Raw genomic sequence first — 13,297 nt, 5'->3', positions numbered from 1 at the left:
ACCGACACCCTGCCGGTCGACACAGCCAGGCACGGCCACCGGCCGCAGGGCAGGAACTCCGCCCCGGCCGCCCGCAATCAGTGAGGACGGACCGGCCGGGGCGGAGCGCCCACAGCGCCACCCGAGCGCGCCATAGGCTGAGCCCAGACCGCGAGAGAGGACCACAATGCGACCGCAGCGATTCCAGGACTGGGCCGTCGACGCGCTCCGCCAGGGCACAGAGGTGGCGGAGGTCGAGCCGTGGCAGGACGGCCGCCACCGGCCCTACGGCTTGAAGACCCGATTTCGCACGGGCGCCGAGATCTGGATGGGCATCACTGCCGTAGCGCCCCCCGGCGAGGACTACAGCCAGCCGGAGCAGCCTGTCGAGGGAGAGCCCCCGGCCGCGGTGCCGGTCCCTGAACTGGTGAGCGCCAACGGCAAGGTGAGCGTCACTCAGGCGGAGCGGCACCTGGCTGCCCTACTGAACAACGCGGGGAGCGCGGAGGTGGCCGGCGCGTATGGCTACTCGGACCGCGCGGACCCCGCCCTGAATCCGGGCGTGGGCGTGGACTTCCACAGCGGCGGCAAAATTCACTGTGTGTTCGTTCACGCTCTGCGTCCTGGGCAGAATCCAGGAACTCAGTACGACCTACCTGCGGAGGTCTGATCATGAACGGTGAGCGGTTCGATCCTGCGTTACTCAAGGGGAACTGCCCGGTCTGCGGCGTGAGCACCAGCGCCCAGACGGGTGATCCCACCCCCATGCACCAGACGAATGGCGATCAGTCTCAGGGCACGTGTTCGGGCAGCGGGTCGCCGTCGCAGTAGTGCCTCTTTCATCCCGCCCGTGTGCTGCCCCGGTGGCACACGGGCACGGCCTTCGTCGCCTCGGCTGTCGGTGGGACGCCGTACCGTCAAGGAGTCCTATCCTTAGCCGGGCTGCGCGACTCGGACGCGAGCGAGGGGCCGAATCCCACAGACGGGGACCGGGGCCGGAGGCGCTTCGACTGCACGTCTCCGACGGCGGCCAGCACGTGCGCCACCCTCAGATGCCCGGCCTCCTCCTGCCGAGGCCCTGACTGGGCCGTGCGCTCCACGAGATCCGCCTCCGCCCGCACAGGCTGAGCAGCAGTGTGCCGACACGACGACGGCCCCCGGTTAGGGGGCCGATCGCTTCGGTGGCTGGTTGTCGGCTGGGTCAGGTGGCGGGGAACTCCCCGCGCCTGACGGCGGAGACGAACGACGACCAGGCGGTCGGCTCGAACAGGAGCGCCGGGCCGTGCGGGTCCTTGCTGTCACGGACGGGGACCACGCCGCGCGAGGCGACGAGGTTGGCGGCGACCTCTACGCACTGGCCGCCGTTGTCGCTGTACGAGGACTTGAACCAACGCGGGGACTCGGTCGTCACGGGGTGCCCTTTCGCAACTGGTTGACCATGGTCACAGATTCCGCCTGCGAGCAGGCTTCGGCCTGTAGTTGATGGTAGGCCGTCAACACGGGCAGAACGAATTTGCCGTCCCGTTCGAGGTGGCCCCGCTGGGCGGATTCGGCGTACGACATCAGCGAGCGGTCCGCCATCGTGAGGATGGTGACCGGCAGATTGAACGGGCGGCGAGCCCCCATGGTGAACGGGGCGACCTGGAGCACGGTGTTCGGCAGCTCGGCGAACTCGGTCAGCCGTGCCAACTGTGCATCCATGACGGCCGGTTCGCCGATGGGACGGCGGAGACAGCTTTCGTCCAGCACCACGAAGACCAGCGGCGGGCGCGTCCGGACGAGCGCGGCTTGCCGCTCCGCGACGAGTGCCACCCGCTCCCACGCCTGCTCGGCGGTGATCGCCCCTCGTTTGACGGCGCTCTCCGCCAGGGCCGTCGCGTACTCCGGTGTCTGGAGCAGCCCGGGCATGACGCCCACTTCGTACAGCCGGATCTCCGCTGCCCGGCCCTCGTGCCCCACGTACTCGGGGAAGCCCTCCAGCAAGCTGCCGTGGCGGATCTCGCGCCACTGGCGCTCGAACGAGTCCGCCGTCCCCTCGGTCCCGAAGGCGCGGTCCGTACTGCGCACGAACCGAAGAGTCGGAGGCTTACGAGCAGTTTCGATGGCCGAAATATGCACACTGGAATATTCCGTCCGCTCCGCCAGGTCTTCCTGTGTCCAGCCACGGCCTTCACGCAAGCTGCGCAGGCGTGCCCCGAAGGCAGCCAGCGGACTGCTGTCCGGGTGCAACTCCTTGCGGTTCACCTGGCCTTCACCATCCTTCTGTCCCCGCCTGACGAGTTGAATGATCCCCCGCCGAGGGTCACGCTGAACCTCCTTGGTAGTCACCGCACTACAGAGAGGAACGACCGGTGGCCAGTGAGGCCACGAACCCACCAGGGCATGCCAGAGCTTGAGCCCGTGACCCACGCCGACTGCCGGACCCATGCCGTCTGAACCTGCCGCCCCGTCACCTCATCAGGACGACGGACCACATCGACTCGGTCGCGGCCGACTGCCCCACAGACGTCGACCGAGCGTGACCCCACGGAACCAGGCCACGCACAAGACCCCCGCGACCGTCCGACCGGCCCGGGGGCATGACCCTCAACCGCTGGGAGGTTGATGAGTATGGCCCACGCTATCGCGTGGATCTTCGAAGCGCTGCTGCGGCTGCTGTCGCCGTCGTCCGGCCGTCACCGTGGCGCCCGTGCTGCCGATGCCGCCAATGCTGCCGACGCCCGCCCCGTCGTGCGACACCGGGAGGCACCGACGCTGCGCCCGGTGCCGGTGTCCGACGCGCCCGCCGGGGCCACGTCGGCGGCGCACGGGAACACCCCCACCCTTCAGTTCGGGGCGGTCTCCGGTCCGTCGGACGGCCACGGGCCGGGCATGGTCCGGCCCTGCCCCGTCGCACACGACCAGCGGCACAAGAGCCGTCCACGGGTGGAGTTGCTGTGCGCGCCGCACGGGATGGTGGTGATCCGGTGACCGCCGATGGCCAGACCACGCCCGTCGTCTCTCCCGGGTGCGCTCTGTGCGCCGCCCCCGGCGACTTCGGGCTCCACGATCCCACCAAGCCACGTTCGGGTCTGTGTCCCGCGTGCGTCGTGGCCGGAAAGCCCACCCGCGACGGCCTTGAACAGGCCGTCGTGATCGTCGCCGGACAGACCCTCACGGGAGCCGAAACCCTCGACCTGTCCGACGCCACGCCCGAAGAACTGGCCTACCACCTCGGCGCGGTGAAGCGGAGCCTGCGCAGCCTGCTGCAACTCCTCGCCCCGGTACCGGGAGAGGAGGGCCGCTGATGGCCGACAACCAGCCTGACCGGGACGAACGGCCGAAGATGACGATGCGCGTCTACACCATGACGCATAACGGCACCGTCACCGCCCGGCGCGCGATCGTGACCGTTCTCGAAGGGAAGAAGAGCGACGCCTACTCACTGGGGCAAGCGTGGCCACCGTGCCAGTGCCCCCGCCATCGCGACCACAACAACCCCGACCGATTCAAACTCCTCTGAACACGACGACGGCCTGTACGACCCCTGCGGGGTGGCGCGGGCCGTTGTCGTGTTCAAGCCCCAGCTGGCTGCGCCCGTACACAGAGGTGGCTGATCTGCACCCTTGCGGGTGACGCGGGCCCTGGTCGACGCTGCCGCCGGGCCGCTGAGTTCCCTGTGGCCGGACGAGGTGCGAGGGGGCTCAGCCGATGGGCGTGCGGGGCACGTTGCACAAGCTGCGGATCGCGATGTGGGTGCTGATCGTGGTCGCGTGCCGGTGCACCTGGGGTGGCTGGTGCAAGTCGGCTACCGGGCTGGGCAGCGGCTGCCAGAGGGGGACACCGTGCGTTGGGCGCCGGTCGTGCTGCTACCGCCCAGCGCCGTGCTGTTTCTACGTCGCGGCCGGCTGGACCTAGCTAGTGGGTGAGCGTGGTGGCGCGCTCCGAATCCCCGCTGCGGAAGCAGCGGACCCTCGCGGCACTGGCATCACCGCGGTGACGTCGGTTTTCTGCGTTCGTAGCGTCGGTGGACGATTCGTCGGTGTCGGTCGGCCTGCTGAGCACAGTGGTCACCGCCTGGGCATGGTCGGGCTGTTCCTCATCCCGGCAGCCAGCTCACGCCATCTGCCGGACGCCCTCCGTCAACGCACCTCCGAGCGGTGTGTCAGCATGGACTCAGCCGGGCCGAGGCGGGCCTGATGACTCGATCCGGTGCCCGCCGAGCATGCTGCGCGTGCCGCGGCCCGACTCGCTTGATCGGCAGAGCAAGATCTATAGGCCCGCTCCTGATGCGTGATCTCCGACGGCACGTCCAGCAGCTCCGGGCGTATGCCAGGAAGTCACCCGGACCGCAAGGCCGCCGAACTGCAGCCCTCACGCTGATCTGCAACTGAAGCGTCAGTCGTCTTCGGCAGAGCGATTCCGATTCTTCAGCCACACAATGCCGCCTAAAACTGCGGCGGCGAGCAGAACAAGTACCACAGTGAGGGCGATTTTTGAGCCACTGCCCATGGTGCCGTACATGAATTTCTCCTTGAAGAAAATTCGCGGGATCGTTCGATGGTTCGGTGAATGGGATACTTGATGTGCTTAACTCTCGGCTGCGCTGTCTTCCTTCCTTCGAACGCTGAGAAGGTCTCCGGGCTGGCATCCCAGTACATCGCAGATATGGGTCAGGGTGCTGAATCGGATGGCTTTGGCTCGGCCGTTCTTCAGCACCGACAGGTTGACGTTCGTGACGCCTACTTTGTCCGCGAGGGAAGCCAACGTCATACCGCGCTCTTGCAGAAGCCGGTCCAGGTGGACGACAACCGCGTGCCCCTCGCCTTCCTCGGCCGTCATACGAGCCCCTCAAGGTCGTCTCGCATTTTCGATCCGACGCGAGTGATACGGGCGAACGCCAACAGGCCGAGCCCTGTCAAGATGGCCAGATAAGGCGGGTTCCAGGCTTGAATCCATGCGCCGGCACTGAGGTCCGCGCTGCGCGAGAGGGTGCCCAGTAGTGCGGTTTGAGCAAAGGCGACGACGGTCTGCGTCATCACACTTCCCGCCACAAGCCACCACCCCAGGAGACGCAGCCTGGAAGCTGCCTCAGGAGTGTGGACTCCGGTGCGAGCAGCACCGCCCAGGAGCCGGTTGAGGAGAAACAGTCCACCAATCCATGCGACCAGCGAGGCCAGGGAGCCGAGGTGGGCGAGGATGCTCTGCCCGGTAGTGGCTTCCTGTGCGCAGTAGCGCGGAACAGAGTCGACGCTGACACCGGGTTCGGGAACGAAGGCCCTCGGCGAGGACGAGCTGTTGGCCGTCCAGTCGGTGACGCATACGCTGCCACCTCCCCACTCCCCGCGGACGATGGCGAGTAGGAACCAGGCGAGCAGCAGCCCCATGATCAGGCGCAGGGCCACCGATGCCACCGTCGCGATGGGCTCAAGGAGCTTTGGGTCCTGTTCCACTGCATCTCCCGTATCGTTTTTCGATGTTATCGAGAAACGATACACAGGGTACCTAGTCGATGGAACCCCTTCGATGCCAGCGGGGCGCTGAGGGTGCTGTGATGCACCCTCAGCACCCCGAGAGCGAGGAGCTATGTGATTACTACTTCAGGTAGCCGCCCACGAAGCCGCGGTAGTCACCCCAGACCCGCTCGCGAGCCGTCCAAGAACCGATCCCGCCCGTCCACGTGGCCTTCCAGATGGTTTCGGACTGGGCGTTGTCGGCCGGGGGGGAGGAGATCCACTCCTTGACGGGGCTGTTCGAGAACGAGGCTGCCGGTATGTAGTTGTAGTGCGTCGCGCTACCCGGGTACACCTTGGTGGTGTCTTTCCCCTTGACCTGGTAGTTCGTGCGTACACTGACCTTGGTGACCTTGATGCCGAAGATGGTGTCGTAAACCGTGTATGACGCCCACATGTCCCTGTAGGAGGCAGTTTCGGGCTGCTCGCCAGTCTCGCCCACGCGCTCGATCACGACATCCCCGTCGGCGAGTGTGCTCCGTGCGGTGGTCTCCTCGGGCGCCTTGTCAGCCTCCTCGACTAAGGCCTGGGTGGGGGCCGGGTCGTTGATCAGCTCAAGGAAGCGATTCTGCTTCTCGGCCGGGAGTTCCTTGAACTGGTTCGCCACTTCCTGGGCCCTGGTGTCCCCAACGGCCGCCTTCTCGGTCAGGTAGGCGACGTAGGCGGCCGGCGAGGACGCCTCAGGTGCGGGGATCGACTCGGCGGCGGCCGTGCCGGGCGCGGCAGCCAGGGTCACGCCCAACAGCGTCAGGCCCAGAGAAGCGACGACACCTCTTCGAGTTGCGGAACGCATGACTGTAAGTCTCCCTTTTCGTTGGTCTGATTTCGGCGTGCGAAATGGAGCAGCCGGAAAGGGTGTTTGAATGCTGCTGCTGACATGCGTTCAGCAACCCCCACCCCCCTGTTTCGCAGGTCCGCTTTTGTTCCCCTCGCGAGCCCTGCGCCACAAACAATGCACGAGACGCCTACACGGCGTCAACAAATCCCCACTTCTTTGAGGTTCCTCTGAGCCTTGGTCGGTCGTACGACCCGGGCGTAGTTGACTTTTAAATGGACTCCCACTCCAGCCGCGCATGTGATATTGCCGATGGAACCCGGCGCGGGACCGTCTGCGGCCACCGTTGATCATCCCGGGTCACGGTGATGGAAGACGGCTTGAAGGCCAGGTCAAAGCGCTAAGCCAACGGTGTTGCGGCTGGAGTGCCTAAGAGTTCTTGCCGTACTTGCGGATTGGGTTCTTTCGGGTTCGGGCCTCGACCCTGTCGGCGACGGGCGAGCAGGAGGCTGTTTAGGCCGGGCACAGGCGGACAGTGACCCACTGGACGTGTCCGCGCAGTCGTTCCACCTCAAGTCCGCGAGGACGCGTCTGTACGCCGGCGCCCTTGAGAAGAAACTCAAGAGCGCGTAACACCTCATCGGCTGAAGGCCGTGGGGTTCTGCGCATCGATACGCAGAACCCCACGGCCTCCGGAAAACGTGGAGTGAACATGTCCCAAGCGGTACAGCCCCTCAAGGGGGCGGCAGTCATGTCTGTGGCGGTGCTCGTATGCCACCTCATCCTCAGCGCCGGTTACGCCATCGCACGGGACCAGAAGGCCAGAGACCCCGACGGCGGCTCATGGGCAAGCGCTGAAATCCACCTGCTCACCTTGATTCTGGGGGTGTTACTCGTCATGCCGCTGCTGCTCTGGGCGGGCATGCGCGTTCTCGGTGAGAGAGACAACTACCTGTTGATCATGGTCGGCGGTCTGCTCTGGTTGCTCGGAGCCGGATCCAACCTCGACAACCTGGAGTACACGCCGGGCGCCCATCTGCCGGTGCCGCTGCTCGCCGGCATGGTGGCCGCCGGAGCCCTCCTGGCCCCCGCCTCACGGCTCTTCCAGGGCCGTGTTGGCCGGGTCAGGGGCCGAGTTCCGCGGTGATGGCGCCGCGAAGGAGGCAGCGGGCGCGTTCGAGGGTGAGGGTGCCACTGAGCCAGCGTTTGCTGAGTCCTTCAACGAGGGCGGTGAGCCGGTCGGCGGCGTCGTCCGGTGAGGTGTCGGGAGTGGCACGGCCGGTCTGCTGGGCGCGGTGGATGAGGTTGCTGGTGTAGTCGTTCCAGCTGTTGGTGGTGGTGCGGAGCTGGTCGCGCAGTTCGGGCTGGAAGACGGCGGTGGAGCGCAGTTCGCCCCAGGCGGTGCTGTTCTCGACGACGGCGGGGGTGTCCTGGAGTTCGAGGAGCAGCATCTCTTCCAGATGGGCGCGGGGGTCGGTGTCGGGGTCGGTGGTGGGCTGGGTGTAGTGCTCGGCTCGAGTGTTGATGAAGTCGAGGGTGCGGGCGAGGAGACCGGCCCGGTCGCGGAAGTGGTAGTAGATCAGCGAGGTCGACACGCCGGCCTCCTCGGCGAGCTCCTCGACTCGCAGGCCCCTGATGCCGCGCTGCGCGATGACACGGGCGGCGGCTTCCAGGATGGCGGTGCGGCGAGCGGACACGGTTCGGCTCCGTCGAAAGGTTCCAGGCGGTGACGGAGGCAATGCTACCGTCTCGCCTGACTGAAATTTCAGTCAGGATGTGTTCCGTCCAGGACGGGAGCCGTGTCATGAGGAGACCGAACCGCCGAGGCGTGCTGAGGGGCGGTGTGGCTGCCGCGCTGGCCGCCGCAGGGCTGACAGCCTGCGCCCAAGACCAGGAGAAGAAGCCGGGCCGACCATCGGCCGGGGCAGAGGAGAGCGCGGTGCCCGTTCGGAATCAGGCCGAGCTGTTCATGCCGGCGGAGACCCGCGAGCATGTCCGCACGTTCATGTCCTGGCCGTCGCTGGACTCGGTCTGGGAGGACATGGCGGACGACGTCCAGCGCGACATCGCGGGCATCGCCCGGGCGCTGGCCGAGTTCGAGCCTGTAGTCATGCTGGCTGCCCCGGAGGAGGTCAAGGCCGCCCGCCGGGCCTGCGGCTCCGGAGTCGAGGTGATCACGGTGCCCACCGACGACCTGTGGATGCGCGACACCGGCCCGACCTTCGTCCAGGGCCCGAAAGGCATCGAGGGCATCGACCTGCACTTCAACGGCTGGGGCGGCAAGCAGGAACACGAGCACGACGCGAAGGTCGCCCGCGCCGTCCTGAAGTACGCCGGCGTCCCCCGCATCGACGCGCCCCTGGTGGGAGAGGGCGGCTCAGTAGAGGTGGACGGCCACGGCACTCTCCTGGTCACCGAGAGCTCCCTGGTGAACCCCAACCGCAACCCCGACCTGAGCCGCGACGAGATCGAGAACTCCCTCAAGAACCTGGTCGGCGCCGACAAGGTGATCTGGTTCAAGGGCGTCAAGGGCCGGGACATCACCGACTACCACGTCGATGCGCTGGTCCGCTTCGCAGAGGACGGTGTCGTCCTGCTCAGCCGCGCCTGGGACGGCGACGGACCCGACGTGTGGACTCGCGCCTACGACCAGGCACGCGGTGTCCTGGAGAACACGACCGACGCCCGTGGAAGAAGGTTCGAGATCATCGACCTCCCCGAACCCGACCCGGCCCGGCTCGGCCGCCGCGGGAAGGACTTCCTCGGCTCCTACGCCAACTACTACATCGCCAACGACGCCATCCTCATCCCCCGGTTCGGCGACCGCAAAGCCGACCAGCAGGCCGCCGCCGTCATCGGCGACCTCTACCCCGACCGCGAGGTCGTCCAGCTGGAGATCCACACCGTCGCCGAAGGCGGCGGTGGCATCCACTGCGTCACCCAACAGCAGCCCAAGGCCGCAGAGAGCAGCAGTTCTTGAGGTGTGCGATTCCCAGCGAGGTTGAGGCAAGGCCGCAGACCGTGGTGCTGGGTCGGCTACTGCCTCCTGGTGAAGCTGCCGGTGTCGGCCTCGGCGCGGATGGTCCGGGTGCTCGGGCAGATGCGGCGGAACGGCCGGGAGCCGGTCGGCGAGAGCGGTGACGGTCTTCCGGGTGATTGCGAGGTGTTCGAGGTGGGGCTCTGCCTCCCGCAGTCGAGCCTGGAGTAATTCGATCTGGGTGCGGAGGTCGCCTGCCAGGGCCCGGGCGGCTTCCTCCTGGAAGCCGAGCGCGTCCAGGAGGGGGCTGGACGTTCACGTCGGCACCGCCCGCGCAACGGCCTGTACCACCCCACCGGGGGTGGTACAGGCCGTCGTCACGTGGGTCCCGCCATGCGCCGGCAGTTCCCTCGGGCTGGGCTCGGGCTCGTGCCCGTCCGTCCGTCAGGACAGCCAGTCCGCCACCGCCCGTGCCGTCGTCCCGGCGTGCTCCTCCATCATCGTGAAGTGGTTCCCCGGCACGTCCAGCGCGGTGTGCGGCAGCTGCCAGTACGAGCGCCAGTCGCCGTCGCGGGACCAGTCGAAGAGCCGCTCCCCGGCCCGGACCAGCAGGGTCGGCGTCTTGACCTCCTTGGGCCGCCATCCGCCGAACAGCCGGAAGTACGCGCCCATGGCCAGCAGCCGGGTGTCGTCCACCGGCACCTGGCCCGCGCTCCGCTCCGCCATCCCGGCGCTCAGACCGGGCTGGAGGGCCACGGCCGCGTCCTGGTCGTGCGAGTAGATGTCGAGCAGGACGACCGCCTCCGGGAAGACCCCGGTGCTCTCCAGCCGTGCGGCCACCTCATGCGCGAGCAGTCCGCCCGAGGAGTGGCCCAGCAGCACGAACGGCGCCCCGTCGGTCTGCCGCAGCACCGCCTCGGCCTGCGCCTCGATCACCGCCTCCGGGCTGGCCGGGAGCCGCTCCCCGGCGACGAAACCGGGGTTGCCCAGCGCGAGGACGTCCCGGTGGCCGCGGAATCCGGCGGCGAACCGGGCGTACTGGTGCGGGCCGCCGATCGACAGGATCGACGAGAAGCACACCAGCGCCGGTCCGTTCTCCCCGCGCGACAGCCGCACCGGCGCGAGTGGCCTGTCCAGCTCGGCGGCGCGTGCGAACGAGGGCCGGAACCGCGAGAGGTCCATCAGCAGCCGGGTGAACTCCTCCTGTCGGCCCAGCTGTCCGGCCTCCCGCATCATCGCGCCGAACACGGCCGACGGCTCCGCGGCGGCCGCCTCGTCCCGCACCGCGTCCGACACCGCACCGCCCTCGGCGGCCACCGCGCCGGCCAGCCCGGTCAGCAGCTGCCGGGCGACCAGCTCCGGCGTCGGATGGTCGAACAGCAGCGTCGGGGGCAGCCGCAGCCCGCTCGCGGCCACCAGCCGGTTGCGCAGTTCGACGGCGGTCAGCGAGTCGAAGCCCTGCTCCAGGAAGCCGCGGGTGGCCGCCACCGACTCCGCGTCCGCGAAGCCGAGGACCGCGGCGGCCTGGGCGCGGACCAGGTCCAGCACGGCCGTCTCCCGCTCCGCCTCGGCCAGCCCGGCCAGCCGCCGCGCCAGCGAGGGGCCGTCCGCGCCGGCCGCCCCGGCGGAGACGGTGCGCCGCCGGGCCGGGGTGCGGACCAGTCCGCGGAAGACGGCGGGCAGCGCGCCCTCGGCGGCCTGCTCGCGCAGCGGCGCGGGGTCCAGGTGCAGCGGCACCAGCACCGCCTCACCGCCGACCGCGCACGCGGTGTCGAACAGCGCCAGACCGTCCCGCGAGGACAGCGGCGCCATCCCGGAGCGCTCCATACGGGCCACGTCCGCGTCCGCCATGTCGCCGGTCATCGCACTGCGCTGCTCCCACAGGCCCCAGGCCAGCGAGAGCGCGGGCAGTCCGGCGGAGCGGCGGTGCGCGGCCAGGGCGTCCAGGAAGGTGTTGGCCGCCGCGTAGTTGGCCTGCCCCGGCGCCCCGAAGGTGCCGGCGGCGGACGAGAACAGCACGAACGCCTTCAGGCCCAGATCGCGGGTCAGCTCGTGCAGGTGGTGCGCCGCGGCCACCTTCGGCCGGAAGACCGTGTCGATCCGCTCGGGGGTGAGCGCGGGCAGCAGCCCGTCGTCCAGCACCCCGGCGGTGTGCACGACGGCCGTGAGCGGATGTTCCGCGTCCACCTCGGCCAGCAGGAGCGACACCGCCTCGCGGTCGGCCACGTCGCAGGCCGCGACGCTCACCCGGGCGCCCAGCGCGGTCAGCTCGGTGACCAGCTCGGACATCCCCTGGGCGCGCTGTCCGCGGCGGCTGACCAGCAGCAGGTGGCGCACCCCGTGCCCGGCCACCAGGTGGCGGGCGAGCTGTCCGCCGAGGACGCCGGTGGCGCCGGTGATCAGGACCGTGCCGTCCGGGTCGAACTCCGGCAGCCCCGCGGGTTCCTGGTCCCGCTCCCCGGCGGCGACCCGGGCCAGCCGGGGCGCGTGCAGGGCGCCCGCGCGGACGGCGAGCTGCGGCTCGCCCCCGGCCACGGCCGCCGTGAGCACCTCGGCCGGCGTCTCGGCGCCGTCCAGGTCGAGCAGCAGGAAGCGGTCCGGGTTCTCGGTCTGGGCGGTGCGGATCAGACCCCATACGGGCGCGTGCGGCAGGTCGGACACCTCGGCGTCCGGGGCCGTGGCGACCGCGCCCCGGGTGACGAACGCCAGCCGCGCCCCGGCGAACCCCTCCTCCGCGAGCCAGGACCGCGCGCTCTCCAGCGCGGCGTGGGTGGCCAGCCGCGCGTCCCGCGCCACATCGCCGCCCCCGGCGGGGCCGGTGTGCGGGAGGAGGACGACGTCCGGCCGGGGCCGGCCGGAGGCCACCACGGCCGCCAGCTCGGCCAGGTCGGGGAAGACGGCGCACTCCGCACCGGCCGTCTCCAGCGCGGCGACGAGCCCGAAGGGGTCCGTGCCGTTCGCGGCGTCCGGGCCGACCAGGGCCCAGCGGAGGGACCCGGGGTCCGCCGAGGGGGCCGGGACCGGGGCCCACTCCACCCGGAACAGCGAGTCGTGGTAGGTCACCTGGGCCGCGCGCAGCTGCTCGGGAGCGATGCGCCGCAGCACCAGGGAGTCCACCGAGGCGACCGCGCCGCCGTTCTGGTCCGCGACGGTCAGGGCCACCGCGTCCGGCCCGGCCGGGGCGATGCGTACCCGCAGCGCCGTGGCGCCCGCCGCGTGGAGGGTGACGCCGGTCCAGGAGAACGGCAGCCGTACGCCGTCGGCTTCGGCGTCCAGGAAGTCGCCGAGGGCCACGCCGTGCAGCGCGGAGTCCAGCAGCGCCGGGTGGAGCCCGAAGAGGGCTGCGTCGGCGTGCTGCTTGTCCGGCAGCCGGAGTTCGGCGAAGACCTCATCACCGCGCCGCCAGGCGGCGGCAAGCCCCTGGAACGCCGGGCCGTAGGCGAAGCCGCCGGCCGCGAACCGCTCGTAGAGGTCGGCCACGTCCAGGGCGACGGCCTCGGCGGGCGGCCATACGGACAGGTCGGCTCCGCTGTCCGTGGCCTCCCCGGAGGCCAGGACACCACTGGCGTGACGGCTCCAGGGCCGGTCCGGGGCATCGCCCCGGTCCGCGTCCGGCTCCGGGCGGGAGTAGACCTCCAGCGTCCGGCGGCCGCCGGCGTCGGGGGCGCCGACGGTCAGCCGCAGCTGGATCCCGCCCCGGTCGGGCAGGATCAGCGGCGCCTCGAGGGTCAGTTCCTCCAGCAGAGCACAGCCGACCTGGTCACCGGCGCGGACCGCCAGCTCCACGAAGGCCGTCCCCGGCAGCAGCACGGTGCCGGACACGGCGTGGTCGGCCAGCCAGGGGTGGGTCTGGAGCGAGAGCCGCCCGGTGAGCAGGAAGCCGTCGGAGTCCGGCAGTTCGACGGCGGCGCCCAGCAGCGGATGACCGGCGGCGCCCAGCCCGGCGGAGGCGACATCGCCCACCGAGACCGGGACCTCGATCCAGTAGCGCTGGTGCTGGAAGGCGTACGTGGGCAGCTCGACGCGCTTGGCGCCCGTACCCTCGAACACCGCCTCCCAGTCCACGGCCACCCC

General features: G+C 69.7%; 15 protein-coding genes. 7 read left to right on the top strand and 8 right to left on the bottom strand.

What is annotated here, in order from left to right; all coding sequences use genetic code 11:
* Positions 1 to 166: 166 nt before the first annotated feature.
* A complete protein-coding gene (locus tag AXW62_RS20015; RefSeq protein ID WP_060945739.1) occupies positions 167 to 649 on the top strand; it encodes a hypothetical protein in 483 nt (160 codons plus the stop codon).
* Positions 650 to 1,180: 531 nt separating this feature from the next.
* Here AXW62_RS20015 and AXW62_RS20010 read toward each other — a convergent pair.
* Together AXW62_RS20010 and AXW62_RS20005 are read right to left on the bottom strand one after the other, a co-directional pair.
* A complete protein-coding gene (locus tag AXW62_RS20010) occupies positions 1,181 to 1,390 on the bottom strand; it encodes a DUF397 domain-containing protein (protein ID WP_060945738.1) in 210 nt (69 codons plus the stop codon).
* Positions 1,387 to 2,223 carry a helix-turn-helix domain-containing protein gene (locus tag AXW62_RS20005; RefSeq protein ID WP_060945737.1) on the bottom strand — a complete coding sequence of 279 codons (837 nt, stop codon included), beginning with the start codon at positions 2,221 to 2,223 and terminating at the stop codon, positions 1,387 to 1,389. Before AXW62_RS20005 ends, AXW62_RS20010 begins: the two co-directional genes overlap by 4 nt.
* 366 nt (positions 2,224 to 2,589) lie before the next feature.
* Here AXW62_RS20005 and AXW62_RS20000 point away from each other — a divergent pair, with 366 nt between their 5' ends.
* From AXW62_RS20000 to AXW62_RS19990, 3 genes are read left to right on the top strand one after another with little or no spacing between them, the layout of a single operon-like run.
* Positions 2,590 to 2,949, top strand: coding sequence for a hypothetical protein (locus AXW62_RS20000; protein ID WP_060945736.1), 360 nt, complete (start codon positions 2,590 to 2,592; stop codon positions 2,947 to 2,949).
* The gene (locus AXW62_RS19995) at positions 2,946 to 3,266 is read left to right on the top strand and encodes a hypothetical protein (protein WP_060945735.1); all 321 of its coding nucleotides are present in this window, start codon (positions 2,946 to 2,948) and stop codon (positions 3,264 to 3,266) included. The genes AXW62_RS20000 and AXW62_RS19995 overlap by 4 nt, the downstream gene beginning before the upstream one ends.
* Positions 3,266 to 3,481 (top strand): hypothetical protein, encoded by a 216-nt coding sequence (locus tag AXW62_RS19990; protein ID WP_060945734.1) that lies wholly within the window; start codon positions 3,266 to 3,268, stop codon positions 3,479 to 3,481. The genes AXW62_RS19995 and AXW62_RS19990 overlap by 1 nt, the downstream gene beginning before the upstream one ends.
* Before the next feature lie 875 nt (positions 3,482 to 4,356).
* On the opposite strand, the gene AXW62_RS46690 is transcribed toward AXW62_RS19990, so the two are convergent.
* The 4 genes from AXW62_RS46690 to AXW62_RS19975 form a co-directional block, all read right to left on the bottom strand.
* The gene (locus tag AXW62_RS46690) at positions 4,357 to 4,482 is read right to left on the bottom strand and encodes a hypothetical protein (RefSeq protein ID WP_280142980.1); all 126 of its coding nucleotides are present in this window, start codon (positions 4,480 to 4,482) and stop codon (positions 4,357 to 4,359) included.
* A gap of 66 nt (positions 4,483 to 4,548) precedes the next feature.
* The gene (locus AXW62_RS19985) at positions 4,549 to 4,800 is read right to left on the bottom strand and encodes a helix-turn-helix domain-containing protein (protein ID WP_060945733.1); all 252 of its coding nucleotides are present in this window, start codon (positions 4,798 to 4,800) and stop codon (positions 4,549 to 4,551) included.
* Entirely contained in the window at positions 4,797 to 5,411 is a 615-nt protein-coding gene (locus tag AXW62_RS19980) for a DUF2975 domain-containing protein (protein WP_060945732.1), read from the bottom strand. The genes AXW62_RS19985 and AXW62_RS19980 overlap by 4 nt, the downstream gene beginning before the upstream one ends.
* 142 nt (positions 5,412 to 5,553) lie before the next feature.
* Positions 5,554 to 6,264, bottom strand: coding sequence for a hypothetical protein (locus tag AXW62_RS19975; protein ID WP_159060923.1), 711 nt, complete (start codon positions 6,262 to 6,264; stop codon positions 5,554 to 5,556).
* A 733-nt stretch (positions 6,265 to 6,997) separates the two neighbouring features.
* On the opposite strand from AXW62_RS19975, the gene AXW62_RS19970 reads away from it, so the two are divergent.
* Positions 6,998 to 7,393, top strand: a complete 396-nt coding sequence (locus AXW62_RS19970; protein WP_143712357.1) for a hypothetical protein — start codon at positions 6,998 to 7,000, stop codon at positions 7,391 to 7,393.
* On the opposite strand, the gene AXW62_RS19965 is transcribed toward AXW62_RS19970, so the two are convergent.
* Positions 7,371 to 7,943 (bottom strand): TetR/AcrR family transcriptional regulator, encoded by a 573-nt coding sequence (locus AXW62_RS19965; RefSeq protein ID WP_060945729.1) that lies wholly within the window; start codon positions 7,941 to 7,943, stop codon positions 7,371 to 7,373. The genes AXW62_RS19970 and AXW62_RS19965 overlap by 23 nt on opposite strands.
* A gap of 242 nt (positions 7,944 to 8,185) precedes the next feature.
* On the opposite strand from AXW62_RS19965, the gene AXW62_RS19960 reads away from it, so the two are divergent.
* Positions 8,186 to 9,226, top strand: coding sequence for an agmatine deiminase family protein (locus AXW62_RS19960; protein WP_252368658.1), 1,041 nt, complete (start codon positions 8,186 to 8,188; stop codon positions 9,224 to 9,226).
* A 69-nt stretch (positions 9,227 to 9,295) separates the two neighbouring features.
* Positions 9,296 to 9,454, top strand: a complete 159-nt coding sequence (locus AXW62_RS44870) for a hypothetical protein (RefSeq protein WP_174556406.1) — start codon at positions 9,296 to 9,298, stop codon at positions 9,452 to 9,454.
* A 213-nt stretch (positions 9,455 to 9,667) separates the two neighbouring features.
* Here the strand turns inward: AXW62_RS44870 and AXW62_RS19955 are convergent.
* Positions 9,668 to 13,297 (bottom strand): type I polyketide synthase (locus AXW62_RS19955; protein ID WP_159060922.1); only part of this gene is annotated, 3,630 nt, incomplete at its 5' end.

Origin of the sequence: Streptomyces hygroscopicus subsp. hygroscopicus (genome assembly GCF_001553455.1) — a bacterium.
GTDB lineage: Bacteria > Actinomycetota > Actinomycetes > Streptomycetales > Streptomycetaceae > Streptomyces > Streptomyces hygroscopicus.
This window is presented reverse-complemented; position numbering and strand designations above follow the sequence as displayed.

Bases quoted from the DNA above. Each gene is read 5' to 3' on its own strand.
- AXW62_RS20015 (WP_060945739.1), top strand. From the start codon at position 167: ATGCGACCGCAGCGATTCCAGGACTGGGCCGTCGACGCGCTCCGCCAG.
- AXW62_RS20000 (WP_060945736.1), top strand. From the start codon at position 2,590: ATGGCCCACGCTATCGCGTGGATCTTCGAAGCGCTGCTGCGGCTGCTG.
- AXW62_RS19990 (WP_060945734.1), top strand. From the start codon at position 3,266: ATGGCCGACAACCAGCCTGACCGGGACGAACGGCCGAAGATGACGATG.
- AXW62_RS46690 (WP_280142980.1), bottom strand. From the start codon at position 4,482: ATGTACGGCACCATGGGCAGTGGCTCAAAAATCGCCCTCACTGTGGTA.
- AXW62_RS19985 (WP_060945733.1), bottom strand. From the start codon at position 4,800: ATGACGGCCGAGGAAGGCGAGGGGCACGCGGTTGTCGTCCACCTGGAC.
- AXW62_RS19975 (WP_159060923.1), bottom strand. From the start codon at position 6,264: ATGCGTTCCGCAACTCGAAGAGGTGTCGTCGCTTCTCTGGGCCTGACG.
- AXW62_RS19970 (WP_143712357.1), top strand. From the start codon at position 6,998: ATGTCTGTGGCGGTGCTCGTATGCCACCTCATCCTCAGCGCCGGTTAC.